Source organism: Ramlibacter agri (assembly GCF_012927085.1).
In the GTDB taxonomy this organism is placed as follows: Bacteria; Pseudomonadota; Gammaproteobacteria; order Burkholderiales; family Burkholderiaceae_C; genus Ramlibacter; species Ramlibacter agri.
In genome coordinates this window covers 1,044,244-1,069,610 of the sequence record NZ_JABBFX010000003.1, presented here as the reverse complement: position 1 = coordinate 1,069,610, position 25,367 = coordinate 1,044,244, and the positions used below count along the sequence as shown (strand labels likewise).

The 25,367-nt window shown below is 66.1% G+C and carries 27 protein-coding genes; 18 read left to right on the top strand and 9 right to left on the bottom strand.

Annotated features, from left to right (window positions below; all coding sequences use genetic code 11):
- Positions 1–7 precede the first annotated feature (7 nt).
- From HHL11_RS29325 to HHL11_RS29260, 14 genes are all read left to right on the top strand, one after another.
- Entirely contained in the window at positions 8–1,177 is a 1,170-nt protein-coding gene (locus HHL11_RS29325; protein ID WP_169422144.1) for an ABC transporter substrate-binding protein, read from the top strand.
- A 59-nt stretch (positions 1,178–1,236) separates the two neighbouring features.
- Positions 1,237–2,325: an AI-2E family transporter gene (locus HHL11_RS29320; RefSeq protein WP_169422143.1), complete on the top strand. Its 1,089-nt coding sequence runs from the start codon at positions 1,237–1,239 to the stop codon at positions 2,323–2,325.
- Positions 2,326–2,356: 31 nt separating this feature from the next.
- The gene (locus HHL11_RS29315; protein WP_240980454.1) at positions 2,357–2,989 is read left to right on the top strand and encodes a TetR/AcrR family transcriptional regulator; all 633 of its coding nucleotides are present in this window, start codon (positions 2,357–2,359) and stop codon (positions 2,987–2,989) included.
- A gap of 129 nt (positions 2,990–3,118) precedes the next feature.
- A complete protein-coding gene (locus HHL11_RS29310; protein ID WP_169422141.1) occupies positions 3,119–3,706 on the top strand; it encodes an NAD(P)H-dependent oxidoreductase in 588 nt (195 codons plus the stop codon).
- Between the two features lie 18 nt (positions 3,707–3,724).
- Entirely contained in the window at positions 3,725–4,582 is an 858-nt protein-coding gene (locus tag HHL11_RS29305) for a creatininase family protein (protein WP_169422140.1), read from the top strand.
- 50 nt (positions 4,583–4,632) lie between these two features.
- Positions 4,633–5,613 (top strand): ABC transporter substrate-binding protein, encoded by a 981-nt coding sequence (locus tag HHL11_RS29300; protein ID WP_169422139.1) that lies wholly within the window; start codon positions 4,633–4,635, stop codon positions 5,611–5,613.
- Positions 5,613–6,431: an ABC transporter ATP-binding protein gene (locus tag HHL11_RS29295; protein ID WP_169422138.1), complete on the top strand. Its 819-nt coding sequence runs from the start codon at positions 5,613–5,615 to the stop codon at positions 6,429–6,431. Before HHL11_RS29300 ends, HHL11_RS29295 begins: the two co-directional genes overlap by 1 nt.
- The gene (locus tag HHL11_RS29290) at positions 6,428–7,210 is read left to right on the top strand and encodes an ABC transporter permease (protein WP_169422137.1); all 783 of its coding nucleotides are present in this window, start codon (positions 6,428–6,430) and stop codon (positions 7,208–7,210) included. Before HHL11_RS29295 ends, HHL11_RS29290 begins: the two co-directional genes overlap by 4 nt.
- A gap of 115 nt (positions 7,211–7,325) precedes the next feature.
- On the top strand, positions 7,326–8,678 hold the full coding sequence (locus tag HHL11_RS29285) for an FAD-binding oxidoreductase (protein WP_169422136.1): 1,353 nt from the start codon (positions 7,326–7,328) through the stop codon (positions 8,676–8,678).
- On the top strand, positions 8,675–9,130 hold the full coding sequence (locus HHL11_RS29280) for a RidA family protein (protein ID WP_169422135.1): 456 nt from the start codon (positions 8,675–8,677) through the stop codon (positions 9,128–9,130). The genes HHL11_RS29285 and HHL11_RS29280 overlap by 4 nt, the downstream gene beginning before the upstream one ends.
- Before the next feature lie 87 nt (positions 9,131–9,217).
- Positions 9,218–10,168 carry an ABC transporter substrate-binding protein gene (locus HHL11_RS29275; protein WP_169422134.1) on the top strand — a complete coding sequence of 317 codons (951 nt, stop codon included), beginning with the start codon at positions 9,218–9,220 and terminating at the stop codon, positions 10,166–10,168.
- Entirely contained in the window at positions 10,168–11,187 is a 1,020-nt protein-coding gene (locus HHL11_RS29270; protein ID WP_169422133.1) for an aromatic ring-hydroxylating dioxygenase subunit alpha, read from the top strand. The genes HHL11_RS29275 and HHL11_RS29270 overlap by 1 nt, the downstream gene beginning before the upstream one ends.
- Entirely contained in the window at positions 11,181–12,233 is a 1,053-nt protein-coding gene (locus HHL11_RS29265; protein WP_169422132.1) for an aromatic ring-hydroxylating dioxygenase subunit alpha, read from the top strand. The genes HHL11_RS29270 and HHL11_RS29265 overlap by 7 nt, the downstream gene beginning before the upstream one ends.
- Positions 12,230–13,651 (top strand): amidohydrolase family protein, encoded by a 1,422-nt coding sequence (locus HHL11_RS29260; protein ID WP_169422131.1) that lies wholly within the window; start codon positions 12,230–12,232, stop codon positions 13,649–13,651. The genes HHL11_RS29265 and HHL11_RS29260 overlap by 4 nt, the downstream gene beginning before the upstream one ends.
- Before the next feature lie 137 nt (positions 13,652–13,788).
- On the opposite strand, the gene HHL11_RS34770 is transcribed toward HHL11_RS29260, so the two are convergent.
- Positions 13,789–14,865 (bottom strand): tyrosine-type recombinase/integrase, encoded by a 1,077-nt coding sequence (locus HHL11_RS34770; RefSeq protein ID WP_169422130.1) that lies wholly within the window; start codon positions 14,863–14,865, stop codon positions 13,789–13,791.
- Positions 14,866–14,935: 70 nt separating this feature from the next.
- Between HHL11_RS34770 and HHL11_RS29250 the strand changes: the two genes are divergently transcribed.
- Positions 14,936–16,510, top strand: coding sequence for a hypothetical protein (locus tag HHL11_RS29250; RefSeq protein ID WP_169422129.1), 1,575 nt, complete (start codon positions 14,936–14,938; stop codon positions 16,508–16,510).
- Complete coding sequence (locus HHL11_RS29245; RefSeq protein WP_169422128.1) at positions 16,507–16,854, top strand: hypothetical protein; 348 nt, start codon at positions 16,507–16,509, stop codon at positions 16,852–16,854. Before HHL11_RS29250 ends, HHL11_RS29245 begins: the two co-directional genes overlap by 4 nt.
- Before the next feature lie 250 nt (positions 16,855–17,104).
- Here HHL11_RS29245 and HHL11_RS29240 read toward each other — a convergent pair whose 3' ends face one another.
- Both HHL11_RS29240 and HHL11_RS29235 read right to left on the bottom strand, forming a co-directional pair.
- Positions 17,105–17,371, bottom strand: a complete 267-nt coding sequence (locus tag HHL11_RS29240) for a hypothetical protein (protein WP_169422127.1) — start codon at positions 17,369–17,371, stop codon at positions 17,105–17,107.
- The gene (locus HHL11_RS29235; protein WP_169422126.1) at positions 17,372–18,907 is read right to left on the bottom strand and encodes a hypothetical protein; all 1,536 of its coding nucleotides are present in this window, start codon (positions 18,905–18,907) and stop codon (positions 17,372–17,374) included.
- Between the two features lie 209 nt (positions 18,908–19,116).
- On the opposite strand from HHL11_RS29235, the gene HHL11_RS29230 reads away from it, so the two are divergent.
- Positions 19,117–19,830, top strand: a complete 714-nt coding sequence (locus tag HHL11_RS29230) for a GntR family transcriptional regulator (protein WP_169422125.1) — start codon at positions 19,117–19,119, stop codon at positions 19,828–19,830.
- Positions 19,831–19,837: 7 nt separating this feature from the next.
- Here HHL11_RS29230 and HHL11_RS29225 read toward each other — a convergent pair whose 3' ends face one another.
- Genes HHL11_RS29225 through HHL11_RS29200 form a run of 6 tightly spaced genes read right to left on the bottom strand, consistent with a single transcriptional unit; the run spans position 19,838 to position 24,047 of the window.
- Entirely contained in the window at positions 19,838–20,161 is a 324-nt protein-coding gene (locus HHL11_RS29225; RefSeq protein WP_169422124.1) for a Rieske (2Fe-2S) protein, read from the bottom strand.
- 2 nt (positions 20,162–20,163) lie between these two features.
- Complete coding sequence (locus tag HHL11_RS29220) at positions 20,164–21,171, bottom strand: Bug family tripartite tricarboxylate transporter substrate binding protein (protein WP_169422123.1); 1,008 nt, start codon at positions 21,169–21,171, stop codon at positions 20,164–20,166.
- Positions 21,172–21,195: 24 nt separating this feature from the next.
- Positions 21,196–21,609 carry a RidA family protein gene (locus HHL11_RS29215; RefSeq protein ID WP_169422122.1) on the bottom strand — a complete coding sequence of 138 codons (414 nt, stop codon included), beginning with the start codon at positions 21,607–21,609 and terminating at the stop codon, positions 21,196–21,198.
- Positions 21,610–21,628: 19 nt separating this feature from the next.
- Complete coding sequence (locus HHL11_RS29210) at positions 21,629–22,291, bottom strand: RraA family protein (protein WP_169422121.1); 663 nt, start codon at positions 22,289–22,291, stop codon at positions 21,629–21,631.
- 14 nt (positions 22,292–22,305) lie between these two features.
- Positions 22,306–22,776: an aromatic-ring-hydroxylating dioxygenase subunit beta gene (locus HHL11_RS29205; RefSeq protein ID WP_169422120.1), complete on the bottom strand. Its 471-nt coding sequence runs from the start codon at positions 22,774–22,776 to the stop codon at positions 22,306–22,308.
- Complete coding sequence (locus HHL11_RS29200; protein WP_169422119.1) at positions 22,773–24,047, bottom strand: Rieske 2Fe-2S domain-containing protein; 1,275 nt, start codon at positions 24,045–24,047, stop codon at positions 22,773–22,775. The genes HHL11_RS29205 and HHL11_RS29200 overlap by 4 nt, the downstream gene beginning before the upstream one ends.
- 70 nt (positions 24,048–24,117) lie before the next feature.
- Here HHL11_RS29200 and HHL11_RS29195 point away from each other — a divergent pair, with 70 nt between their 5' ends.
- Positions 24,118–25,332, top strand: a complete 1,215-nt coding sequence (locus tag HHL11_RS29195; RefSeq protein ID WP_169422118.1) for an NAD(P)/FAD-dependent oxidoreductase — start codon at positions 24,118–24,120, stop codon at positions 25,330–25,332.
- Positions 25,333–25,367 lie beyond the last annotated feature (35 nt).

Here is a 25,367-nt window from a genome sequence, read left to right as displayed (position 1 = left end):
GACCGCCATGAAGTTGTCTCGCGCCGCCGTCCTGGCTGCCCTCGCCCTCGCGGCGGGCAGCGCCGCCGCCCAGAACTCGAACCAGGGGGTGACGAAGGACGAGATCGTCCTCGGCTCCATCCAGGACCTGTCGGGGCCCATCGCCGGTTTCGGCAAGCAGCTGAAGCAAGGCATGCAGCTGCGGGTGGACGAGATCAACGAGCAGGGCGGCATCAACGGCCGCAAGCTCAGGCTGCTGGTCGAGGACTCCGGCTACGACCCCAAGAAGGCGGTGCTGGCGGCGCAGAAGCTGGTGAACCAGGACAAGATCTTCGCGATGGTCGGCCACATCGGCACGGCGCAGAACATGGCGGCCATGCCGGTGCAGTTCGAGAAGAACGTCATCAACTTCTTCCCGCTCACCGCCGCGCGCGAGATGTACGAGCCGCTGCACCGGCTGAAGTACTCCTTCGCCGCCACCTACTACGACCAGATGCGCATCGCCGTTCCCAAGCTGGCCAAGGACAAGGGCGCCAGGAAGGTCTGCACGCTGTACCAGGACGACGAGTTCGGGCTCGAAGTGATGCGCGGCGCCGAGGCCGGCCTCAAGGCCGCCGGCATGGAGCTGACCGAGAAGACCACCTACAAGCGCGGCGCCACCGACTTCTCCTCGCAGGTCGCCAAGCTCAAGGCCTCGGGTTGCGAGGTGGTGGTGCTGGGCACGATCATCCGCGAGACCATCGGCGCCATCGGCGAGGCGCGCAAGACCGGCTACAGCCCCGCCTTCATCGGCTCCAGCGCCGCCTACACCGAGTTGATCCACAAGCTGGGCGGCAAGGCCATGGACGGCTTCTACGCCACCCACACCGCGCAGCAGCCCTACCTGGACGAAGCCTCGCAGGCCATCCGCTTCTGGGCCAACAAGTACAAGACCAGGTTCGGCGACGACCCGGCGGTGTTCTCCGTCTACGGCTACGAGGTCATCGACTGCTTCGCCGCCGCCGCGCGCAAGGCCGGGGCCGGCCTCAACACCGACAGCTTCATCCAGGCCATGGACAGCATGACCTTCCCGCCCGACATGTTCGGCAGCCCGGAGATGACCTTCAGCGCCAAGAAGCGGCTTGGCAACGATGCGTCCCGCCTCTCGCAGATCCAGGACGGCCGCTGGAAAGTGGTCAGCGATTACGTGAAGCCGTAGGCACCGGCATGCACCGCTGGCCGCCCCATGGGCGGCCTTTTTGTTGGTAGGCTTGGTGGATGCCCTCTCCCAACCCGCTCCGCACGCCGGAGCTGGAGTTCAAGTCGCTGCTCGCGCTGGTGTGCATCGCCACCGTGCTGTTCGCGCTGATCATCTGGCCCTTCTTCGGCGCCGTCTGCTGGTCGGTCTTCATCGCCATCGTGTTCTGGCCGCTGCACCAGCGCTTCCTGCAGGGCAGCCACGGCAAGCAGAACATGGCGGCGGCCGCGTCGCTGACGGTGATCCTCATCATCGTGATCCTGCCGCTGGCCATGATCGCGGCCAACATCACGCAGGAAGCCTCGGTGCTGGTCGAGAAGCTGCGCACCGGCCAGATCGAGATCGGCGCCTACTACCAGCGCATGGTGCACGCGCTGCCGCGGTGGCTGCAGGCCGTCCTGCTGCGCTTCGGCATGGGCGACCTCGGCCTGCTGCAGGAAAAGGTGATGGCGACGCTGGGCAACAGCACGCAGGAGGTGACCTCGCGCGTGGTCGGCATCGGCCAGGTGACGATGAACTTCGTGGTCGGCTTCTTCCTGATGCTCTACGTGCTGTTCTTCCTGTTCCGCGACGGCGAGCGCCTGTCGCAGAGCATCGCGCGCGCGATCCCGCTGGACGCGCAGCACACGCGCCGGCTGCTGCAGCAGTTCGCCATCGTCGTGCGCGCCACCGTCAAGGGCAACATCGCCGTCGCGCTGGTGCAGGGCGTCCTGGGCGCGCTGGCCTTCTGGGTCCTCGGGCTGCCGGGGGCCGTGCTGTGGGGCGCGATGATGGCGCTGCTGTCCCTGCTGCCGGCCGTGGGCGCGGCGCTGGTGTGGGGACCGGTGGCGCTGTTCTATCTCTTCACCGGCGAGATCGTCAAAGGCGTGGGCCTCATCGTCTGGGGCGGCATCGTCATCGGCCTGGTCGACAACGTGCTGCGCCCCATCCTGGTCGGCAAGGACACCCGCATGCCGGACTACCTGGTGCTGGTCGCCACCTTGGGCGGCATCGTGGTGTTCGGCCTCAATGGCTTCGTCATCGGGCCCGTGATCGCGGCGGTGTTCCTGGTCAGCTGGGAGATGCTGGCCAGCGTGCGGCAGCAGCAATCCGTGACGCCGGGCAAATAAGCGTGCCGGCGCGGCTGCTAGCATGCGCCCCATGAAGCAGGCCGAAGCTGTTGCCCCCCGCAACCCGCGCCAGAACCGCGAACGCGTACTGGCGGCCATCCGCGCGGCGGCCATCGCGGAGTTCAGCGAGAAAGGCCTGAGCGGCACCTCCACCCAGGCCATCGCCGAGCGGGCCGGCCTCACCAAGCCGCAGCTGCACTACTACATCCGCGGCAAGGAGGAACTCTACGAGGAGCTCCTGATGTCGGTGGTGGCGGACTGGCGCGACATGTTCGATGCCGGCTCCACCGACCCCGGCCGGGTCCTGGGCGACTACGTCCGCGCCAAGGTGCGGCTCGCGTTCGACAAGCCGGAGATCTCGCGCATCTTCACCCGCGAGGTGCTCGATGGCGGCCCTTACCTGCAAAAGTTCTGGCCCGACGCGCAGCTGCGCACGCGTAACAAGGTGGACGCCATCAACGGCTGGATCGCCCGCGGCCTGATGCAGCCGGTGGACGCCCACACCTTGCTGTTCTCCATCTGGGCCATGACCCAGTTCTATGCCGATTCGGCGCTGCAGGTGCAGCAGCTGCGGCAACCCCGGCAGCCCGGCTGGACGCCGGCGCCGGACGCACTGGTGGAAGAGCTGACGGCCTTCGTGCTGCGGGGCTGCGGCATCGAATAACCCCGGGGCTGGCATGCCCCTTGCTGAACTTGACCAATCGATCAAATTGATTGGTCAGGATGAAGCACCAAACTGCCGCCAACGACTCCCGCCGCGCCAAAGCGGTGCACGCCTGAGGACAACCGCACCATGCGCGTCCTCGTCGTCTACTGCCACCCGGTCGAAACCAGCTTCGGCTCGGCGCTGCACCAGGAAGTGCTGCGCAACCTGCGCGCCGCCGGCCACGAGGTCGACGACTGCGACCTTTACGCCGAAGGCTTCAACCCGGTGATGTCGCGCACGGAGCGGCTGGGCTACCACGACGTGCCCCGCAACCGCGCGCCCATGCAGGAGTACGTGATCCGCCTGCAACGCGCCGAAGCCCTGGTCTTCTGCTTTCCCACCTGGTGCTTCGGCCTGCCGGCCATGCTGAAAGGCTTCTTCGACCGCCTCTTCATGCCCGGCGTGGCCTTCGACATCAGCGACCCCGCCGACGTCAAGCCCATGCTCACGCACATCAAGCGCATCTCGGCCGTGGTCACCTACGGCCGGCCGCGCTGGATGGCCTGGTACATGGGCGACCCGCCGCGCAAGATGGTCACGCGCTACCTGCGCCGCCTCACCGGCAACCGCGCCCGCGCCGACTACCACGCGTACTACCACATGAACGTCGCCACCGAGCCGCGCCTCGCGCAATTCAAGCGCCGCGTGGCCGAGGCGATGGCCCGCTTTGCCTGAGACAGAGGACCGCAAACCATGATGCACGGCTACATCCCCCCGCACCGCTTCCTGCCTTACCTGAGCTGGACGGAGATCAACGCGCTGCCCGACCGCGAGAACACGGTCATCGTGCTGCCGGTCGGCGCCATCGAGCAGCACGGCCCGCACCTGCCCTGCGCGGTCGACAGCGTCATTTCCGCCGGCGTGATCGGCAAGGCGCTGGAGAAGCTGCCCGCCGACGTGCGCGCCTTCGGCATGGCGCCCATCACCTACGGCAAGAGCGACGAGCACCTGCACTTCCCCGGCACCATGACCCTGACCGGGACCACGCTGCTGAACGTGGTGCAGGAGATCGGCGAGTCGGTGTATCGCGCCGGCTTTCGCAAGCTGCTGCTCCCCAACGGCCACGGCGGCCAGCCGCAGGTGCTGGAGATGGCGGCGCGCGAGCTGCGCATCCGCCACGGCGACTTCGTCATCGTGCCCTTCCACGTCTCGCGCCTGCCCAATGCCAGCGGCAAGTACGTGAGCGAGCAGGAGAAGAAGCTGGCCATGCACGCCGGCCACTCCGAAACGGCGCTGATGATGGCGCTGGCCCCCGAAACGGTGCACATGGAGCGCGCGGTGAAGAACTTCCCGCCGGTGTTCCCCAGCAAGCTGCTGTCGCAGGACGGCCGCCCCGCCTGCGCCTGGACGGCGCGCGACTTCGGCCCCAGCGGCGTCATCGGCGACCCGTTCGGCGCCACGCCGGAACAAGGCAAGGAAATCCTGGACACGCTCTCCGACAGCTGGGTGCAGGCCATCACCGACCTGTACCGCATGCAGTGGGTGGTGCGCGATGTCGCTTCCTGGGGCCACGGGCACCAGCGCGGGCACATCGAAAGCGGCACCCACTGACCGGCGCGCAACTTGCAACAGCCCTCCCACCCATTCCATTCGAGGTAGCCATGAAGAACCTGTTCTCCCGCACCCTGTTCGCCGCCGCCACGCTGGCCCTCTGCGCCGGCGCCCACGCCGAAGAGAAGTTCACGTACATGACCAACTGGTACGCGCAGGCCGAACACGGCGGCTTCTACCAGGCGGTGGCCACCGGCATCTACAAGAAGTACGGCCTGGACGTCACCATCAAGATGGGCGGCCCGCAGGTCAACATCTACCAGCTGATGGCCGCCGGCCAGACCGACTGCGTCATGGGCAGCAGCGACATGCAGGCCGTCATCACCCGCGCCGGCGGCCTGCCCGTCACCACCGTCGCCGCGGTGTTCCAGAAGGACCCGCAGGTCCTGATCTCGCACGACGACGTCGCCGGCTTCGAGCAGATGAAGGACAAGACCATCCTCATCGCGCCGACCGCGCAGCGCGGCTACTGGCTGTGGCTGAAGCAGAAGTACGGTTTCACCGACGCCCAGACGCGCCCCTACACCTTCAACATCCAGCCCTTCGTGGCGGACAAGAACGCCGTGCAGCAGGGCTACCTCACGAGCGAGCCCTTCGCCATCCAGAAGGCCGGCGTCAAGGCGAAGGCGCACCTGTTCGCCGACCAGGGCTGGACCTCCTACGCCACCACCATCACCTGCATGGACACCACGGTGAAGCAGCGCAAGGCCGCCGTCGCTTCCTTCGTGAAGGCGACGATGGAAGGCTGGAAGAGCTACCTGGCCGACCCGGCGCCCGCCAACGCGCTGATCAAGAAGGACAACCCGAACATGACCGACGAGCAGCTCGCGTACAGCGTGCAGAAGCTCAAGGAGATGGGCATCGTCAGCAGCGGCGAAGCCGCCAAGGCGGGCCTCGGCACGATGGACGACAAGCGCGTCGCCGCCAACTTCAAGTTCCTGCTCGATAACAAGCTGATCGAGCCGGGCAAGGTGTCGACCGCCGACGCCTACGACTTCTCCTTTGCCCGCGACGCCAAGGTGCTGCCGTGATGCGCGAACCCCCTTCCGTGCTGGTCGAATCTCCACCCGCGGTGGAGGTTCTGTCGGCGCACAAGACCTACCCCAATGGCACCGTCGCCCTGCAGCCGGTGGACCTGGCCATCCAGGAAGGCGAGTTCATCACGCTGCTCGGTCCCTCGGGCTGCGGCAAGAGCACCTTGCTGAAGATGGTGGCCGGCCTGCTGGAGCCCACCGACGGCCGCCTGCTGCTGTGGCGCAAGCCCGTGGCGCAACTGGAGGAAGCCGGCAAGAAGATGGCTTTCGTCTTCCAGGCGCCCACGCTGATGCCCTGGGCCAGCGTGGAAAGCAACGTGCGGCTGCCGCTGGACCTGGCCGGCGTGCCGCGCGCCGAAGCGGCGCCGCGCGTCGCCGACGCGCTGGCGCTGGTGGGCCTGGCGAAGTTCGCCAAGGCCTTGCCGCGCAACCTGTCGGGCGGCATGCAGATGCGGGTGTCCATCGCCCGCAGCCTGGTGGTGCAGCCGCAGCTGCTGCTGATGGACGAGCCCTTCGGCGCGCTGGACGAGATCACCCGCCACAAGCTCGATAGCGACCTGCTGGAGCTGTGGCGCAGCAAGAAGCTGACGGTGATCTTCGTGACGCACTCGATCCACGAGGCGGTGTACCTGTCGAACAAGGTGGTGATGATGGCCGCGCGGCCGGGACGCATCGTGGAGCAGGTGACCATCGACGAGCCCTACCCGCGCACGCCGGACTTCATGGTGACGCCGCGCTTCGCGCAGTACGCCAAGCATTTGCAGGACAGCCTGCTGCGCGCCAGCCAGGAGAACGACGAGGAGGCGCTGTCATGAAGCCGCATACCGCCAAGGTGCTCTATCCGGCCATCGTCGCCGTCATCCTGCTGACGGTCTGGCAGGGCCTCGTCACCGGCTTCAAGCTGCCGCCCTACCTGGTGCCCTCGCCCATCCTGATGCTGCAGACGCTGGTGACCGACTGGCAGCCGCTGGGCCTGTCGCTGCTGTTCACGCTGAAGATCACGCTGCTGTCCTTCCTGACCGCGGTGGTGGTGGGCGTGCTGGTCTCCTTCCTGTTCGTGCAGAGCCGGCAGGTGGAGACCGCGCTGTTCCCCTACGCCGTGCTGCTGCAGGTAACGCCCATCGTGGCGGTGGCGCCGCTGATCATCATCTGGGTCAAGAACCCGACGGCCTCGCTGGTGATCTGCGCGACCCTGGTGGCGCTGTTCCCCATCATCAGCAACACCACCTTGGGGCTGCGCAGCATCGACCCTGACCTGCAAAGCTACTTCGCCATGAACCGGGCCAGCCGCGCGCAGACCCTGCTGCGCCTGCGGATCCCGAGCGCGCTGCCCTACTTCTTCGGCGGGCTGCGCATCTCCAGCGGCCTGGCGCTGATCGGCGCCGTGGTGGCGGAGTTCGTGGCCGGCACCGGCGGCACCAGCACCGGCCTGGCCTACCAGATCCTCTTTGCCGGCTACCAGCTGAACATCCCGCGCATGTTCGCGGCCCTGCTGCTGATTTCGCTCACCGGCGTCGGCCTGTTCGTGCTGATGGCGTGGCTGTCGAAGATCGCCCTCGGCTCCTGGCACGCAAGCGAGCTCTCCCGTGATTGATATGGCCCACCCCCGAAGCGCCTTCGGCGCTTCCCCCTCAAGGGGGCGCCACCAGCGGCCCGGCAAAGCCGGTTCCGCGGTGGCCCGCGAACAAGCCCGGCCGACCTGAAGCACCATGAACGCACCTGTTTCCTCCATCGAACAACTGCAGATCGCCCTGCCCGACCTGGACTGGGTGACCGACTCCGCCCGCATCGCCCGCCTGTCGCAGGACTTCTCCTGGTTCAGCCCGGTGCTGAAGCGGCAACTGGCCGGCAAGGCCGCCGACGCCGTCGTCCGCCCGCGCAACGAAGACGAGGTCAAGCAGCTGGTGGCGCTGTGCGCGAAGCTGCGCCTGCCCATCACCATCCGCGGCAGCGGCACCGGCAACTACGGCCAGTCCGTGCCGCTGCAAGGCGGCGTGCTGGTGGACATGAGCGGCTACAACCAGTTCCTGTGGGCGCGCGGCGGCGCGGCGCGGGCGCAGGCCGGAATCCGCCTGTTCGACCTGGAGCGCGAGACGCGCGCGGCTTGCGGCATGGAACTGCGCTGCATGCCCTCCACCTACCGCAGCGCCACGCTGGGCGGCCTGTTCGGCGGCGGCTTCGGTGGCATCGGCTCCATCAACTACGGACCGCTCGCGGCGCGCGGCAACGTGCTGGGCATCAAGGCCCTCACCATCGAGGAAGAACCGCAGGTGGTGGAACTGCGCGGCCCGGAAGCGCTGCTGATGCACCACCTGTGGGGCACCAACGGCCTGGTGCTGGAAGTGGAACTGGCGCTGGCGCCTGCCTATGACTGGCAGGAGCACTTCGTCGTGTTCTCGTCCTTCGACGACGCACTGGAGTTCGGCAATGCGGTGGCCGGTGGGCCCGGCATCGTCAAGCGTGAAGTAGCTTTGCTGGCGGATCCGATCCCGGCCTACCTCAGGGGCCATGGCGAGCACCTGCCGCCCGGCTGCCACGCGATCATCCTGGCCATTGCGCCCTCCAGCGAAGCGGCGGTGCGCGAACTGGCGGCGCAGTGGCGTGGCGAGGTCACGTACTCGAAGAACGCCGAGGAAATCGCCCGCACCGGCCGCACCCTGCTGGAATACACGTGGAACCACACCACGCTGGCGGCCTTCAAGGTGGACAAGACCATCACCTACCTGCAAAGCGCTTTCGTGCCGGGCCAGCATTTGCAGCAGGTGCGGCACATGGAAAAGCTGCTGTCGCCCGAGGTGCAAATGCACGCCGAGTGGATCCGCGGCCTGGACGGCCAACTGACCTGCACGGCGCTGCAGATCGTGAAGTTCTCGACCGAGGAGCGCTTGCAGGAAATCATGCAGACCTACCGCGACAACGGTGTCCGCATCAACGATCCGCACGTGTTCATCGTCGAGGACGGCAAGGCGGGCGGCGAGCTGTCGCCTGCTGTCTCCGAAGTGAAGCGGCGCTTCGATCCGTTGAAGCTGTTGAACCCCGGCAAGACCCGGGCGTGGCAATGAGCGCAATGGGCACACCCATGGCCAACTACGCCGCGGCCAGGCGCGCAGGAGACTTCCTGTTCGTCAGCGGCGTGGTGGCCGTGGACCCGGCGCGCAAGGCCGTGGTCTCTTCTTACGAGGAACTGCCCGCGCACGCCCGCGAGCAGTTGAAGACACTGGGCTACGACACGGGCCAGATGACGGTGGACATCTACGAAGCGCCCATCGTCGCCCAGAGCTGGTTCGTGCTGGACCGCATCCGCACCATCGCGCGCGAACACGGTGCGGACATGGAGCAGGCGATCAAGCTGGCGCAGTACTTCCGCGACCTGCGCCATTACCCCTTCTACAACCGCGTCCGCGGCCTGTTCTACCCCACCCAGCCGCCGGCCAGCACGGTGGTGGAGGTGGCACGGTTCATGCCTGGAGACGCAGCAGTCATCGAGGTGGAGGCGACGATCCACCTCCCCTGAGTTCCGCGCAGAGTAGAAGCAGGCAACGGCGCAAGCCGCGGGTCATTGCTCTGATTTTCCAAATGCTTTCCCAACCGGAGAATCACCATGAAATCTGCACTCACTGCCATCGCCCTCGCGGCGGCCACCTTGCTGGCGCACGCCGACGACAAGGTCACTTTCCTCACCAGCTGGTACGCCCAGGCCGAACACGGCGGCTACTACCAGGCCGTGGCCACCGGCATCTACAAGAAGTACGGGCTCGACGTCGCCATCAAGATGGGCGGCCCCCAGGTCAACCTGATGCAGGTGCTGGCCGCCGGCCAGGCCGACTTCGTCATGGGCAAGGACTTCCAGGTGCTGTCCGGCCTGGAGCAAGGCATTCCCTCCGTCACGGTGGCCGCGGTGTTCCAGAAGGATCCGCAAGGCATGATGACGCACGCCGACGTCACCAGGCTCGCCGACCTGAAGGACAAGACAATCCTGGTCGCCTCGAGCGGCTACACCAGCTGGTGGCCCTGGCTGTCCGCCAAGTACAAGCTGAAGCCGGAACAGACCCGCCCCTACACCTTCAACCTGCAGCCCTTCTTCGCCGACCCCAAGGTGGCGCAGCAGGGCTTCCCCGGCTCCGAGCCCTTCACTGCGCAGAAGGAAGGCCAGAAGGTCAACTTCTTCCTGTTCGCCGACGACGGCTACCCGCCCTACGGCAACACCATCGTCGCGATGCAGAAGACGGTGAAGGAGAAGCCGGAACTGGTGCAGCGCTTCGTCAAGGCCACGCTGGAAGGCTGGAAGAGCTACCTGGCCAACCCGGCGCCGGGCAATGCCCTGATCAAGCAGGACAACCCGAAGATGGACGACGACACGCTCGCCTTCGGCGTCAAGCAGATGAACGCCCTGCACTTCTTCGACGGCGGCGACGCCGCCAGGCAGGGCCCGGGCGTGATGACCGACGCGCGCTGGAAGCAGACCTACGAGCTGATGGTGTCCAGCGGCCTGTTGAAACCCAACGCCAACTGGCAACAAGCCTACACGCTGGACTTCCTGAAGGCGCACTGATGCTGGTCACGAAGCAACCCGTGCTGCGGCGCTTCTGGTACGCCGTCATGCCGATGTCCAAGCTGGCTGCCGGCCCGCAGCCCTTCACCCTGCTGGGCGAAGACATCGTGCTGTGGAAGAAGACCGACGGCCAGCCTGCCGCGGTGAAAGACCGCTGCTGCCACCGCACCGCGAAGCTGTCGAAAGGCTTCGTACAAGGCGACCACATCGCCTGCGGCTACCACGGCTGGCAGTACGACTGCAGCGGCGCCTGCGTGAAGATCCCGCAGCAGGACACGCAGGCCATCCCGCCCGGCGCCCGCGTGCCGGCTTACCACTGCGCCGAGCGCTTCGGCTACGCCTGGGTGGCGCTGGACGACCCGCTGATGCCGCTGCTGGAAACCGAGGAGGAAGCGCAGGGCCACCGCCGCATCCACCAGTTCGACGAGACCTGGAACACCGGCGCCTTGCGGCTGATGGAAAACTCCTTCGACACCGCGCACTTCGCCTTCGTCCACGCCGGCACCTTCGGCCAGGGCGACCAGCCGAAGCCGAAGCACTTCGCGCTGGACGAGACCGCCTACGGCTTCGAGGCGCGCGTGCTGCTGGAGATCAACAACCCGCCGGAGTCGCACCGCATCACCGGCACCACCGACCCGGTGACGACGCGCAGCTTCTCCAACCAGTGGCACCTGCCCTTCCTGCGCAAGCTGGGGCTGGCCTACCCGAGCGGCATCCGCCACACGATCTACACCTGCGCCACGCCCATCGACGATGGCCGCATCCAGTTGATCCAGTGGCTGTACCGCAATGACAGCGAGCAGGACTGCCCCGCGGCCCTGCTGAACGACTGGGACATGCGCGTGGTCGCCGAGGACAAGGACATCCTGGACCGCGGCGTCGACCCCAACGCGCCGGTGGACGTGAGCCGCCGGGAGGAACAGAGCATGGCCTCGGACCGCCCCGGCCTGCTGATGCGCAAGCGCCTGCTGGCGCTGCTGCAAGAACACGGAGAACACGGAGAACACGAAGCATGCTGACCACCCAACAGAAAGTCCTGCGCCGCTTCTGGTACGCGCTGATGCCCATGTCCTTCCTGGACGAAGGCCCCAAGCCCTTCCGCCTCATGGGCGAGGACATCGTGCTGTGGAAGCAGGCCGACGGCACGCCCGCGGCCGTCGCCGACCGCTGCTGCCACCGCACCGCCAAGCTGTCGAAAGGTTTCGTCGAGAACGGCAACCTCACCTGCGGCTACCACGGCTGGACCTACGACTGCACCGGCGCCTGCGTGAAGATCCCGCAGCAGCAGGCCGAAGCGCCCATCCCGCCCAACGCCCGCGTGCCGGCGTACCGCGCGCAGGAGAAGTACGGCTACGTGTGGGTGGCGCTGGAAGACCCGATCCGGCCCATCCCCGATTTCCCCGAGGACGGCCGGCCCGGCTACCGCCGCATCTTCCAGTTCTACGAAGAATGGAAGACGGCGCCGCTGCGCATGATGGAGAACTCCTTCGACAACTCGCACTTCTCCTTCGTGCACAAGGCGAACTTCGGGCTGATCGACCAGCCCAAACCGGCGCCCTACGAATTCCGCGAAACCGACTATGGCTTCGAGGCGGAGACGCTGGTGCCGATCAAGAACCCGCAGGAGAGCTATCGCATCACGGGCACCGACGAGCCGGTCACGCACCGGCACCTCGTCAACCGCTACTACCTGCCCTTCAGCCGGCGCTTCGGCTGCACCTACCCCGCCAGCGGCCGGGCCCACATCATCTACAACTGCGCGACGCCCATCGACGACGACCGCATGATGCTGGTGCAGTGGCTGTACCGCAATGACACCGAGGAGCAGTGCAGCACCGAGGAACTGATCGCCTGGGACAAGGCCATCACCCTCGAAGACCGCGACATCCTGGAAGCCACGGACCCCGACGCGTGCATCGACACCACGCGCAAGGTCGAATTCCACATGGCCTCGGACAAGCCCGGCCTCGTGATCCGCAAGCAGTTGCTGGACCTGCTGCGCGCGCATGGTGAAGAGGAAGTGCATCGCGGCAACGTGATCAACATCAAGAAGGTGCCTGCATGACCAGCCTGCTGATTCGCAACGCCACGGCCATCCTCACCGGGTTGAAGGGCGCGCAGGCGCGTTCGGCCGGCAGCGACCTGCGGGTGCGCGATGGCAGGATCGCCGCCATCGGTTCGCTCACTCCCGAGCCGGGCGAGCGGACGATCGATGCCAGCGGCTGCGTGGTCTACCCGTCCTGGGTGAACACGCACCACCACCTGTTCCAGTCGCTGCTGAAAGGCGATCCGCAGGGCCTGAATTCGACCTTGACGCCGTGGCTGACCGCCACGCCGATGCGCCTGCGGCCGCTGATGAACGAGCACGAGTTCCGGCTGGCCGCGCGCGTCGGCCTGCTGGAGCTGGTGCTTTCCGGTTGCGGCACGGTGGCCGACCACAACTACCACTACTACCCGGACATGCCGTACGACAGTTCGTCCATCCTGTTCGAGGAAGCGGCGAAGCTGGGCATCCGCTTCGTGCTGTGCCGCGGTGGCGGCACGCTGACGCGGCTGGAGACCAAGGACACGGCACCGGGCTCGCGCCCGGAGACGCTGGAGGGCTATCTCGCCGACATGCGCCGGCTGGCCAAGCTCTATCACGACCCGTCGCCGGATGCGACGCAGCGCGTCGTGATGGCGCCCACGACGCCGCCGCACTCGATGCGTCCCGAGGAAATGCGCGAGACGGCGAAGGTGGCGCGCGAGCTGGGGCTGATGCTGCATTCGCACCTGTCCGAGACCGTGCACTACCACGACACAGTGTGGGAGAAGCACCGGATGAAGCCCATCGAGTTCTGCCAGACCATCGACTGGGTGGGGCCGGATGTCTGGTTCGCGCACCTGGTGAAGCTGGACGAGGACGAGATCGCCTTGCTGGGGCGCACGCGGACTGGCATCGCGCATTGCCCGCAGAGCAATGGGCGCCTCGGTAGCGGCATCGCGCCGGTGCGCGCACTGGAAGCAGCGGGGGCGCGGATCTCCATCGGTGTCGATGGCGCGGCGTCCAACGAGGCGGCGGACATGCTGTCGGAGACGCATGCGGCATGGCTGATGGCGCGTGCGCGGGGCGGCTACGAGGCCGTCGCGCACTACCGCGGCGGCAAGGGCGAAGGCGATGCGGCTTCGACGACCGTGGAGGATGTGGTGCGCTGGGGCACGGCAGGTGGCGCCGAAGTCCTGGGCCTCTCTGCCATCGGCACGCTGGAGGTCGGCCAGGCCGCGGACTTCTCCATCTTCGGCCTCGACCGCGACCCGCGCTACTTCGGCCTGCACGATCCGGCGATCGGGCCGGTGGCCAGCGGCGGCACGGCGGACCTGCGCTACCTGTTCGTCGGCGGCAAGGAAGTAGTGCGCGATGGGCGCGTGCCGAACCTGGATGTGGCGGAGCTGGGCGCGCAGAGCCGGGCAGCGGTGAAGGCTTTGCTCTCGCGGGTGGGTTGAATCGCGCTCATGGGCGGGTCCAGGATTCGCTCTGGCGGCTGCTCGCTACTGCTTCCGCTCCGCGATGCATCTCGTAGGGTGCGCAGCTCGCTGCGCACCGCGCGAGGACGCCCCCAAACGCCGCGCACCTGCGGCCTCTACGCAACCCACACCGAAAGCTCGTCCTCCTGTTCGCGGCTTTCCACGCGCACACCCTCAACGCTCCCACCTGCACCATACCCCTTCGCTCCGGGATGCGTCGCCAGGTAAACCTGCTCCAGCCGCGCCGTCGACACGTGCGTGTAGATCTGCGTCGTCGACAACTGCGCATGCCCCAGCATCGCCTGGATGTACCGGATATCGGCGCCGCCATCGAGCATCAGGGTCGCCATCGAATGCCGGAACAAGTGGCACGCACCAGCCCGACCCACACCCGAGCGACGCACGTAACCTGAGATCACCGTGGACAGCCAGTTGATGTTGAGGCGTGGTCCCTCCCGGCCCGGAAAGAGTGCCAGCGAGCTCGAGGCCCCCGACAAGGCTGGCCGACCTTGTTCCAGATACGTCACCAGCCAGTGCTGCGCGCGTGGCCCCATCGGAATGCGCCTGTCCTTGCGCCCCTTCCCGTTTCGCACGCAGAGAATGGCGCGGCTCAGGTCGACGTCGTTGATGTCCAACTGGCCGATCTCCATGCGCCTGATTCCGGTGGCGTACAGCAACTCGAGCATCGCACGATCGCGCAGCCCGAGCGGCGTGTCTGTCCGCGGCATCGCCATGACTGCCTCGATCTCCGCGGCCGAGAGCAAACGCCGCGGCAACGCCTGATCGGCGGCGGGCAGTTCGATGGCGTCCACCAGGTTCGCGGCGACTCCCAGCGTCGTCAGCCATCGCAACCAGCCACGCAAGGGAACGAGCTTGGCAAGTTTGCTGGCTGTGGCGAGCGGCTGGCCGTCACGCTTCCGGTACTCGAAGAGGAAACACTGGTACTTCTTGAGAAGGTCGGGGTTCAGGCCGGCCAGATCTTCAACATGTAGCAGCACGGCCCACTTGGCGAAATCGTTCAAGTAGCGCCTCAGGTCGCAAAGGCTCTGCACAGTACCGCCCTTCATCGCGCGGAAGGTCAGATAGCGCTGGATCGCGTCGTCGATGGCGATGGTGCAAGGCACGTCGCCCTGCCCCGACGACGCCCCCGCCTGAGGGGCGCGATGCAGAAGGCTATAGGAAGTCTGTTCCATGATCACTCCTACGAGAGGCGCGACCGAGCGGCCGAATCGTCGCTGATCGCGACATTCAACGTACGCTTGGATGGCGAGGAAATCGAAACGGACTGCACGGTGGAGTCGCGCGGCCAGCGGATCGGTCCGTGCGCTGAATGCATTTGGTGAGCGACCCGATGCATTTGGCAACGCTCTGGGGGAAAGCATCGCTCGCAGTTCACGCAGCGACGACCCGCTCGGCGACTTTATTGAAAAAAATCTGCCAGCGTGGGAGCAGCGCCAAGAGACTTACGACAGAGTCGTTGACGTTTTCGGGCGCACATCCGTCGATCGCTCGCCGGGCGTGCGTATTGCCGCAGGCCAAGGATATAGCCTCGGAGGATCTTCCCTGTCGGCTACGAATCCACTCGCGCCAACTGCCGCCACCGATCTAGTCCAGCGAACTGCTCCATCCAGCCCCGGGCACGGAACCGGCTACTTCGATGGAAATGGAGACGCATGGCTGACTCCGGTCACGATAACCGCAGAACCCCCAATCGAGGGCGCGATCGGCGACACGGGCGGCAGCAGTAGTGTCTCACTTGCGCCCACAGTGCCTTACGTGGTGGGATCCAACTTCCAGGGCGGTGAAGTGTGGAGTACGGCCGCGGAGACTTTTCCCGTTCCGCAGTCCGCCGTTAGAAGCGAAGACTTGGCACCCTTAGCGGCCGCCGGCACGGGTATGCGGACGGGTTCGATAAAGCCCGATCAAGGCTATTGGGCCTCTGTGGGCGCAATTGCGAATAGCGATATATCGTTCGGCGACAAACTTGACATGGCGTGGGGCGCAACCAAGTACTACCTCCGCGGTTCTAACGAGGTGCAAGGTTCGGTTCAGATGATCAGTGGTGGATTCGAGGTGGCAGGCGCAATCACACTGAGCTCCACCGGTCTGGGCGCCACGCTGGGTGTGCCGCTCGCCTTCCACGGCGGTGACAGCATCGGCACGGGCCTAAGGCGCGCTTTGGGTTACGGCAGCGATTCGACAGCAACTTACCAAGTGGTGGAGTCGACGACTGGTTCGTCAACTTTAGCCAGCGCCGTCGATCAGATCATCCCCTTCGCTGGAGGAGTAGCCACCGTCGGTCAAGGCTTGCGCCTCGCGGAGGAACGTGTGCTCGCCAACACAGTGTTCCGAGGCCTTACGCCGGTCGACGCCACAGCCTTGGAGGAGGGAGCGGGCCTGACCGCCAAGAATCCGAATGGCATTTGGACCGCAGAGGACCATGTGGCCAACTACAAACTTGGCACAAGAGGTGGGGCACTGAGAAATGACCCATGGATTGGCACGACGCGCGACTATGAGGTCGTTGTCGGCCCCAATGGCTACGATAGCGGCAATGGCATCGTTGCGATCAATTTGAAGAAGGTTCCGAATGCCAAGGTTGAAGTCTGGCCAACCCAACCTCGAAGCAACATCTACAATCCAATCGACCCTCAGTCAACTATGCTCTATCACCGTTCGATTTGGGCTCAGGAAGTATCAATCTTCCAGAGTGTTTCTTCGAAGGCCATCTATACGCCCTTTAGTCCGGCAAGTCAGGTTCCGGCGTACCGAAACATAACCTATGGCCTGTCGGTGGGGAGTTCGACCTATTCGAATCAACGCAGGGGTTCGCAATGACCATCGAAATCGACAACGCCGCAACAGCGTACGGCCGTCATATCTTCGACGTTGTCAACGGTGTGCAGGAGGCAAAGGAGATTCGGGAGAACGCGTTCGCCGAAGCAGAGCGTTGGGCACGCGAATTGACAAGATTGCTAAAGGGTGGCGAAACGGTTTCGAAGAGATACTTGGCGCTGATTTATCAAGCCATGGAGATCCTGGAGAACGAGGCGCCCAACTCTCGCCATGAGCGACGGGTAATGGAAATCGTTGATGCCATCCATCTCACGTTTGGCCTCATTCTTAGCAATAAGAGTCACGATGACTGGAATCCTCAGCCGGGAGTTCCCCAGGTGCGTTAGCGCTTGGATCATCGTCGGCGAGCCGTGTACGTGCGCGAGCCGTGAAATTTGAGGAAATGCGTCGGCAGATGCGACTGCATCTGCCGATGCGTCGGCGTGTCCGGAACTACAGCGATGACCCTCTGTTAGGCCGACCTGAACGGAGGTAGTCAGGAGTCCAACGCACACACTCGCCAATCCGCCTGGCTCCGACTCCGCCCCCAGCTCGGAGCCTAGCGGCCGGCCTCGTCACTAATCGCCGAGAGCCCAACTAGCGCCCAGCAACACCCCTGACTGCCGCCAGTCTTTCCAGCAGAGCGGCACGGGTGGCGTCGTCTTCCGCTTCAACTTCCTTCTCCATTTGCACACGGAAGCGGTCCTTAACTGCCTGCGGCAGCGCATTCCACACCTCTCTGTCGCTTGCGTCGCCCTCGAAGAAAGGAAGGGCGAACCAAAAAAATTCGTCAGTGGTATAGGCGCCGGCCTCGTACAGTGGCAAGAAGTCGGCCATTTCAGCCTGCCAGTCGCGTTTTCGCATCTATTTTCCTCGCCATCTCAGGATCACTTGGTCAGCATACGTCCAAGCGTTCTCGTGTAGGTTGTTCGGAACGCCGCCTAAGCGTGTCCCGGCCCCATTCGCAACGGGCCGCACGGCTCGATTTAGGTCGCGGTAAGTCATCAGGTTGCCTTCAACCTCAAGGCTGTTGTATAGCCCGTTCAGTTCGTGCGACTCGTGGGCCAAATGCGCAATCGCCGCTTCGTCGCTCCCGAGCAGGTCGGTACTGATTCGCACAGGCACGGCACCGGCCCTGTTCCTGAAGCTTTCCCAGGTCACCAAATCGTTGGGACCCAAGTTTCCCGCGTTTCCAATTCTTCCTTCGCCGAGATTTGCCTGCAAAGTAGAGTACTCAGCCTGCGCGCCTTCGACGTTGTGTAGCTGGCTTGGCTTCACCCAGAAGACCTGCACGTCTTCTGGGAACGTCACTCCCGCTTGCCGCGCCAAGGCCATCATTTCTTCCGGCGTCCTTACAACTCCGTCCGGGTTCGGTGCCCACTGCACGGTTGGGCGAGCGGCCGTTCCGACAGGAAGCTCTGACCGACCTATTGACGACCTGAGACTTCGTGCCAGCTGAGGCAGTGTACTTCCCAGAACCGGCAACTTGTTGAGCTGTGCGACGCCGGCTCCAATTACCCGCCCCAATATGGGGCCCCCAACCGCCTCGAATGCGGCTTGTCCGACGCTACGGGGAAAGAACTCACTCGCCACGTACCCAGCGGCGTTGAATGCGTAGTTCCACCCGCCCCGGCCGGCACCATTCTGCACGTACTGGTCCTGCGCATCTTCTACGAGGGCGTTCAGCCTTTCATTCATGCCTCTGTAGATCTGCATGGGCGCCGACTCCTCTTCCACAGAGGCGGCGGTTCCCGTGATTTGGACAACAACATGTCCATCGCGCTGACGGTAATAGTCAATCGAGCCAGGGTCGGGCGAATAGATGCCTGATTCATATGCGGATACACCAAGTGCTGCCTCCGTCTCCGCCGCGAGCGACTGATTTCGCGCGAGATTGGATTGGCGCATAGCGTCAATTTCTGCATCGGAGAAGACCGGCGACACGTCGCGCACATCGCCCGCCCCACTCGCGTACAGCGCGGCCGTGGCTCTTGCTTCTCCAGCGCGGAAATTCGCACCCGAGGCGTTTCTCGCGGCATCACGAGCCTGCAAGGCATCGATGATGTTCCCATAGTAACTATCATCATCGTCGGAGCCCCTTGGAGCGCTCAACTGCAGAACGCTCCTCGCATCCGCGACTTGCACCCCTGGCGCGCCGTCGTTCAATCCGCTTTGACTGAAGGCGTTGACGATTCCGTCATAGTTCGCCTGCCGCTGCTCCCAGGCCGGCATGTTCTTATCGATGAAGTCACCCAGCGCGTCTCCTCGCGCGGCAGGCGCGCCATTCGATACGCCTGCAATGGACTCCCCCAGTGCGTTGCCAATCGCGCTTGAGTTGGTTGCAAGAGATTCCCCTAAGGCGTTGCCAAATGCGTTCGGCGAAAAAGCTCCCGAACGCACAAATGCATTCCTCTTCTCTGCGGACTCCGCGAACGCTGCGTTGAATGCACGGGAGAGGCCCGGTCCGGGGCCAAATCTCGGCAGGGCCCACTCGTGACAGGCACATGGGGATGCCGGATCAAGACCGGCATGACGACGTACCAGCGGCCTGCGCGCAGTTCGCAGTGAGGATTGGTGCATGCACGCACCAATCCGATATCATTTGCCGCATGCCGTCCCCGTCCCTCGTCGAAGCCGCGGCGCTGTCGCTGCCTGAGCTGGTCTACAGGGAATTGCGCAACGCGATCCTCAATGGCGTGTTCGCGCCCGGCCAGATGCTGCGGCAGGAAGAAGTGGCCGCCAAGATGGGCGTCAGCCGCGGCCCGCTGCGCGAGGCGCTGCCGCGGCTGGAAGCCGAAGGCCTGGTGGTGCTGCAGCCGCGCAAGGGCTATGCGGTGGCCGAACTGGACCCGGAGCAGATCCGCGAAGTGTTCGACCTGCGCATCAAGCTCGAAACGGACATTGCCGCCCGCGCCATCAAGCGCCGGACCCCGGACGACATCGCCAAGGTGCGCCAGCTGGTGGAACAGATGCACCAGACCAGCGCGCAGCGCACCGACAGCGAGGCGCTCGCGGACTGGTTCGAGCTCAATGCCAACTTCCACCGGGCGATGCTGGACCCGGCCGGCATGCCGCACCACATGCGGGCCGTGGAGACCGCGCGCGGCATCATCGAGATCTACGTGCGCGCCGAGCTGAGGCTCACCGGCGCCTTGAACCTGGCGCAGGACGAGCACGCGGAACTGGCGCAGGCCTTCGTCGACGGCGACGAGAAGAAGTTCGTCGCGCTCACGCGCGAGCACTCGCAGCACTCGCGCGACCGCCTGCTCGCGCGCTTCCGCAAGCAATCGCCCACGCAGCTGGCCGCCTCCGCGGCCCGCTAGGGAAACCCTAGGCCACGGACTCGCGCTCGAATTCGAGGAAGACCTCGCCGTCCGCTTCGGACACCTCGAAGCGCCGCGCCGGCACCGTCGCCGGGCCGCATTGCGGGACCCCGGTGCGCACGTCGAAAGTGGCCTGGTGCAGCGGGCATTCGATGCAGCCGTCGGCGAAGAAGCCGTCCGACAGCAGCGCGTACTGGTGCGTGCAGATGTCGCCCAGCGCATAGGGCTTGCCCTCCCAGCGCACGAGCATGATCGGTTGCCCCTGCACGGTGACGGAGACGGGCTCGCCCTCGGCCAGCGACTGGCTGGCCGCCACTTTCAATTGCGCCATGCTCATTCCTTCGGGATGTTGGCGACGCGGGCCACGTTTTCCCAGCGGCTCGCCTCCTGCTTCATCCAGGTGCCGACTTCGGCGGTGCTCATGGGCGGGAAGTTCTCCAGCCCCATGGTCTTCTCGCGCGCCTGCGTCGCCGGCATCTTCATGATGTCTTCGACCATCTTGTTCAGGCGGGCGGTGATCTCCGGCGGCGTGCCGGCCGGCGCCATCAGTGCGGTGAAGCCGACCACCGTCTCGTCGATGCCCAGCTCGCGCAGGGTCGGCACCTCAGGCAGCATCGAATAGCGGGTCGGCGAGGTCGTCGCCAGCGCCCGCACACGGCCGCTCTGCACCAGCGTGTAGACGGAGTTGGCGGCCTCGAACATCATGTCCAGCGAGCCGCCGTTGATGTCCGTCACCGCCTGCATGCTGCCCTTGTAGGGAACTTCCAGCACGTTGGCGTCGACGTGCTGCAGCAGCAGCTTCATCGACAGGTTCTGGATGGTTCCCGCGCCAGGATGGCCGTAGCTCAGCTTGCCCGGGCGCTGGCGGATCTGCGCCAGCAGCTCCTTGAAGTCGTTCGCGGGCGAGGACTTGTCCACGATCAGCACCGCGGGAATGGCATTGACCAGGCTCACCGGCGTGAAGTCGCGGTCCGCGTCATACGGCACCTTCAGCAGCACCGACTTGTTGATGATGAACGACGTCGACGTCATCAGCAGCGTGTGGCCGTCGGGCACCGCCTTCTGCACCGCGCTGGCGGCGATGATGCCGGAGGCGCCGGGCCGGTTGTCCACCAGCACCGGCGTGTGCAGGCGGGCGGACAGTTGCTCGCCGAGGACGCGCGCGATCAAGTCGGAGGCATTCCCCGGCGGGAAGGCGCAGACGATGGTGATGGGCTTGCTGGGCCAGGCGTCGGCGGCACCGGCGGGCTGGACCGCCGCCAGTGACGCGGACGCGGCCGCGAGCAGCAGAGTCCCGAAGAAGCGGCGGGACAGCTTGGGGACAGCGTGGCTCTTCTTCATCATGAACTCCTTGGAGTGTGCGCCTCAGAACGCGGCGACCGCCTCGACCTCGAGCAGGAAGTCCTCCTTCACGAGCCGGTCGATGACGATCAGCGTGTTGGGAGGGTAGACGCCGTTGGGGAACAGCTTGGGAAACAGCGCCGCGCGCAGCTTCATGAAGGTGGGGATGTCCTGCGAGTGCACCAGGTAGGTCGTCATCTTCGCGATCGAGGTGGGCTTGCCGCCCGCGGCTTCGAGCGTGCCGACGAGGTTCTGGAACACGCGGTGGAACTGCGCCGCGAAGTCGCCGACGCCGGCCACGCTGCCGTCGTCGGCCACGGCCAGCTGGCCCGCCACGTGGTAGGTGCGCGCCCCGCTGGCGATGGCGCCCAGCTGGGAGTACATGCCTTGCACCGGCGGCAGGCCCGGGGGATTGATGTATTCGACGGCCTGGGTCATGGCTTGCCTTTCGATGGGATCACTCGATGATGTCGGGCGTGGGGATGTTCAGCACCTGGTAGAAGGGCTTGTCCGTGTCCAGCTGCTTGAGCCAGCTCTCCTCGTCGCGGCGGAAGGCCACGGCCTTGTGGAAGATCTCCTCCTCGCGGTCCAGCGGCACCACGACCACGCCGTCCTCGTCGGCGAGGATCAGGTCGCCGGGGCTCACGGCGCGGCCGCCGCAGGAAATGGGCACGTCCATCACGCCGCCGAAGGCCTTGTGCGGGCCCTGCGGCACCGTGCCCCGGCAGAAGATCGGGAAAGGCACCGCGCGCGATTCACGCACGTCTCGCACCGCGCCGTCGACGATCAGCCCGGCGAGGCCGCGGCGGTAGGCCTCGAGCGTCGTCAGGCCGCCCCAGACGGCCACGTCGATGATGCCGCAGGCGTCGGCCACCAGCACCTGCCCCGGTTCCGCCGTGGACGAGGCGAAGTGCAGGATGCTGTTGTCGGCCATGATGCACTGGATCGTGCGCGCCTGCCCGCAGATGGCGGTGGCGGAGGTGACGGGCTTGATGGCGCCGCTCATCGCGCCGCCGCGGTTCATCATGTCGGACGCACTGGCGGTGGCGATCTTCTTCCACGCCTCGATGCGCTCCTTGCTCAGTTTGCGGAAGTTGGGAAGCTTGCGGAGATAGGCCATGTTGTTCCTCGCGTTCAAAGTGGGGTCGCCATGCAGTTCTTGACCGAGAAGGTGTCGAGCACCACCACGCGGTCGGCCAGGCTCAGGCGTTCGCCGAGCCGGATGCGGTCTTCGTAGCAGCCGGCGCAATAGAGCTCCGACACGCCGTTCAGCGTGGTCTGCACCACCATGAAGCTGGTGTGCGCGACGACGGTGTCGCCCTCGCGCGCCACCACGTCGGTGCCGCCCAGGATGTGGCGGTCCCAGTGTGGGTTGAACTTGTTGGCGTGCCGCAGCACCGAGATGCGGTCCTGCAGCGCGGCCTTGCTGGCGCAGTGCATCAGCCCGATGCCGTAGCCCAGCTCCTTGTTGTCCCGCGGCAGCACCACGTACTTCGCACCGGCGTCGAAGGCGTCGGCCCATTCCTCGAGGCGATCCCGGTCGAGGAGCATCGCGCCCTTCTGCACGAAGCGGTTGACCGCGAACTGCAGTTCCATCTCGTTCATCGCACGGCTCCCTTGGGCTCCAGGCCCATCAGTTGGCTGTAGTAGGCCCAGAAGCCGCGGATGGTCACTTCCTGCGCCCGGGTGTCGAGGTTGGTGATGGGGCCGACGCCGCCCATCTCGACGACGCCGGACTTCTGCTGGTCCGGCGCGGTGGAGCGCTGCACCATTTCCAGCGCCTCGCCGTCCTCCATCGAGATCAGGCCGGCCGGGCCGACCATGTTGGCCTGGTTGATGCGGTGCTGCGTCATCTCCGCGCTGTCGTCCTCGTAGCCGAACAGCGTCCACACCAGCTCGAACTCGTTCGGGCCGTGCGTGCGGAGCTGGCGCATGGCGAGCGTGTTGTAGATCTGGTGGAAGAAGACGTTCGGGAACACCGAGACGATGCGGGTGCTGATGCCGCGCGGGTTCTCCCGCACGTGGCGCGTGATGCCGTAGTCGTTCAGCGTCATGTATTCGCTGCGCTGCACGCCCTCGCCCGCGTAGGCGGCGCGGGCCTCCTCGTCGCTGTCGGAGCCGGAGAACTGGAACAGGATGCTGTGCCGGTGGTGCGCGTCCATGTGGCCGCCGGCTACCTGCGTGAGCCGGCTCATGCCAAAGGTGCGGTTGAACTCGTGCAGCAGGCTGCCGTGGTAGGCGTCGCGAATGTTCTCGTGGTACAGCTTCCAGTTGGCGGCCACGCGCTGGCGCTGGTAGCCCAGGATGCGGATCGGCCGCGACAGCAGTTCGCCGACGTGGTCCAGCATCAGCGGGCCCAGGTACTCCTCGAGGGAAGGCACGTCGTTGGAGAAGGTGCCGAACACCAGGCCCCTCCAGGTGGCCACGCGCATCTTCGTCAGCGCGTGCTGGGCTATGTCGAAGTCGGCCGGCATGCCGCCCTTGCCCTTGGCGCCGCGGCGGAACGGCACGCCGGTGAGGTTGCCCTGCAGGTCGTAATTCCAGGCGTGGTAGATGCAGGTGAAGTCGCTGGCATTGCCGCGCGGGTAGCGCACCACCTCCGCGCCGCGGTGCGCGCAGCGGTTCACGAAGGCGTGGATCTCGCCCTGCTGGTTGCGCGCGACGACCACCGGCGTGTCGCCCACCTGCGTGACCTTGTAGTCGCCCGGATTCGGCACTTCGGCCTCGAAGCCCAGGGCCGACCAGACCGGCCCGCGGAAGACGCGCTCCTGTTCCAGCTGGTACAGCTGCGGGTCGTGGTACAGCCGGTAGGGGATCCGGGAGTAGTCCTTGCGCGGCCAGATGTCCGCACTGATTTCAGGGCAAGCAGGGTTCATGGATGAGGGCCTGTGCGGTTGCGTTTGAAGAAAGTATACTGTTTACGTTTCTTCGGTCAAGAGGTTTTCCATGACTCCGCTTCTTGTCGTCGCCGGCGGCGGCCACGCCGGTTGGCGCGCCGCCCAGGCCGCGCGCGCCGCCGATCCCGCCCTGCGCATCGTGATCGCCGGGGAAGAGCCGCACCTTCCCTACGAGCGGCCGCCGCTGTCCAAGGACGCGCTGCTGGATCCGCAAGCGGCCGGCGCGGCGCTGGCCACGGCGCAAAGCTGCGAGCAGCTAGGCATCGAAGTGCGGCCCGGCGCCGCGGTCACGAAGGTCCGCCGCGACGCATGCAGCGTGGAACTCGCCGATGGCAGCGTCCTGGCCTACGACCGGCTGGTCCTGGCCACGGGCTCACGGCCGCGGCGCCTGCCGGCCGCCGTGGATCCGCAAGGCATCGCCATGTACCTGCGCACGCGCGAGGACGCCGCGGCCATCGCGGCCCGGCTGGGAGCGGCGCGCAGCATCGCGGTGCTCGGCGCCGGCTTCATCGGGCTCGAGGTGGCAGCCGTCGCGCGGCAGCGCGGGCTCGAAGTGACCGTGATCGAGCGCGACGCGCGCGTCGCGGGCCGCGCGCTGCCGCCCGCGTGCGCGCAGCGGCTGGAAGATTTGCACCGCGCGAATGGCGTGCGCTTCCTGTTCGGCGCGCAGCTGGCTGCCATCCTCCCCGCGGCCGGAGGCGCCGCCAGCCTCGACACCGATCGCGGCCGCATCGAGGCGGACGTGGTGGTGGCCGGCATCGGCGTGCTGCCGAACGTGGAGCTCGCCGCCGCCGCAGGACTCGCCGTGGACAACGGCATCCTCGTCGATGCGGCGGGACAGACTTCCGACGCGCGCATCTGGGCCGCAGGCGAAGTGACGCGCCATCCCGTGCGGGGCGAAAGCGCAGGCCTGCGGCTCGAGTCGTGGCAGGTCGCCGAACAGCAGGCCCGTTGCGCGGGCGCGAGCGCCGCCGGCGCGCGCAGCGAGCACGCCGCGTGGCCCTGGTTCTGGTCCGACCAGTACGGGCTCAACCTCCAGTGCCTCGGCTCCACCCCTGCCGCCGCGGACGTCGTGGTGCGCAAAGGGGCACGCGGCGAGGAAACGCACTTCTTCCTCGGCGCCGGCCGGGTGCTGCGCGGCGCCATCGCCTTCAATGCCGCGCGCGACATCGGCGCGGCGCGCCGCCTCATGGACCAGGGCGTGCCGCTGGATGCGGCGGCGCTCGCCGACCCCGCCGCCGTCTGGCAGCGCTGGGCCGCCTGAGAGATCCGGTCCGTATGATCACACCCAGGCTCGTC

What these genes read in the sequence shown, in the direction of transcription:
- HHL11_RS29215 (WP_169422122.1), bottom strand. Translation starts at nt 21,609, where the DNA reads ATGACCCAGGCCGTCGAATACATCAATCCCCCGGGCCTGCCGCCGGTG.
- HHL11_RS29285 (WP_169422136.1), top strand. Translation starts at nt 7,326, where the DNA reads ATGAACGCACCTGTTTCCTCCATCGAACAACTGCAGATCGCCCTGCCC.
- HHL11_RS29245 (WP_169422128.1), top strand. Translation starts at nt 16,507, where the DNA reads ATGACCATCGAAATCGACAACGCCGCAACAGCGTACGGCCGTCATATC.
- HHL11_RS29290 (WP_169422137.1), top strand. Translation starts at nt 6,428, where the DNA reads ATGAAGCCGCATACCGCCAAGGTGCTCTATCCGGCCATCGTCGCCGTC.
- HHL11_RS29260 (WP_169422131.1), top strand. Translation starts at nt 12,230, where the DNA reads ATGACCAGCCTGCTGATTCGCAACGCCACGGCCATCCTCACCGGGTTG.
- HHL11_RS34770 (WP_169422130.1), bottom strand. Translation starts at nt 14,865, where the DNA reads ATGGAACAGACTTCCTATAGCCTTCTGCATCGCGCCCCTCAGGCGGGG.
- HHL11_RS29300 (WP_169422139.1), top strand. Translation starts at nt 4,633, where the DNA reads ATGAAGAACCTGTTCTCCCGCACCCTGTTCGCCGCCGCCACGCTGGCC.
- HHL11_RS29265 (WP_169422132.1), top strand. Translation starts at nt 11,181, where the DNA reads ATGCTGACCACCCAACAGAAAGTCCTGCGCCGCTTCTGGTACGCGCTG.
- HHL11_RS29230 (WP_169422125.1), top strand. Translation starts at nt 19,117, where the DNA reads ATGCCGTCCCCGTCCCTCGTCGAAGCCGCGGCGCTGTCGCTGCCTGAG.
- HHL11_RS29220 (WP_169422123.1), bottom strand. Translation starts at nt 21,171, where the DNA reads ATGAAGAAGAGCCACGCTGTCCCCAAGCTGTCCCGCCGCTTCTTCGGG.
- HHL11_RS29305 (WP_169422140.1), top strand. Translation starts at nt 3,725, where the DNA reads ATGATGCACGGCTACATCCCCCCGCACCGCTTCCTGCCTTACCTGAGC.
- HHL11_RS29280 (WP_169422135.1), top strand. Translation starts at nt 8,675, where the DNA reads ATGAGCGCAATGGGCACACCCATGGCCAACTACGCCGCGGCCAGGCGC.
- HHL11_RS29250 (WP_169422129.1), top strand. Translation starts at nt 14,936, where the DNA reads ATGGCGAGGAAATCGAAACGGACTGCACGGTGGAGTCGCGCGGCCAGC.
- HHL11_RS29320 (WP_169422143.1), top strand. Translation starts at nt 1,237, where the DNA reads ATGCCCTCTCCCAACCCGCTCCGCACGCCGGAGCTGGAGTTCAAGTCG.
- HHL11_RS29205 (WP_169422120.1), bottom strand. Translation starts at nt 22,776, where the DNA reads ATGAACGAGATGGAACTGCAGTTCGCGGTCAACCGCTTCGTGCAGAAG.
- HHL11_RS29270 (WP_169422133.1), top strand. Translation starts at nt 10,168, where the DNA reads ATGCTGGTCACGAAGCAACCCGTGCTGCGGCGCTTCTGGTACGCCGTC.
- HHL11_RS29310 (WP_169422141.1), top strand. Translation starts at nt 3,119, where the DNA reads ATGCGCGTCCTCGTCGTCTACTGCCACCCGGTCGAAACCAGCTTCGGC.
- HHL11_RS29275 (WP_169422134.1), top strand. Translation starts at nt 9,218, where the DNA reads ATGAAATCTGCACTCACTGCCATCGCCCTCGCGGCGGCCACCTTGCTG.
- HHL11_RS29200 (WP_169422119.1), bottom strand. Translation starts at nt 24,047, where the DNA reads ATGAACCCTGCTTGCCCTGAAATCAGTGCGGACATCTGGCCGCGCAAG.
- HHL11_RS29240 (WP_169422127.1), bottom strand. Translation starts at nt 17,371, where the DNA reads ATGCGAAAACGCGACTGGCAGGCTGAAATGGCCGACTTCTTGCCACTG.
- HHL11_RS29195 (WP_169422118.1), top strand. Translation starts at nt 24,118, where the DNA reads ATGACTCCGCTTCTTGTCGTCGCCGGCGGCGGCCACGCCGGTTGGCGC.
- HHL11_RS29210 (WP_169422121.1), bottom strand. Translation starts at nt 22,291, where the DNA reads ATGGCCTATCTCCGCAAGCTTCCCAACTTCCGCAAACTGAGCAAGGAG.
- HHL11_RS29315 (WP_240980454.1), top strand. Translation starts at nt 2,357, where the DNA reads ATGAAGCAGGCCGAAGCTGTTGCCCCCCGCAACCCGCGCCAGAACCGC.
- HHL11_RS29325 (WP_169422144.1), top strand. Translation starts at nt 8, where the DNA reads ATGAAGTTGTCTCGCGCCGCCGTCCTGGCTGCCCTCGCCCTCGCGGCG.
- HHL11_RS29225 (WP_169422124.1), bottom strand. Translation starts at nt 20,161, where the DNA reads ATGGCGCAATTGAAAGTGGCGGCCAGCCAGTCGCTGGCCGAGGGCGAG.
- HHL11_RS29295 (WP_169422138.1), top strand. Translation starts at nt 5,613, where the DNA reads ATGCGCGAACCCCCTTCCGTGCTGGTCGAATCTCCACCCGCGGTGGAG.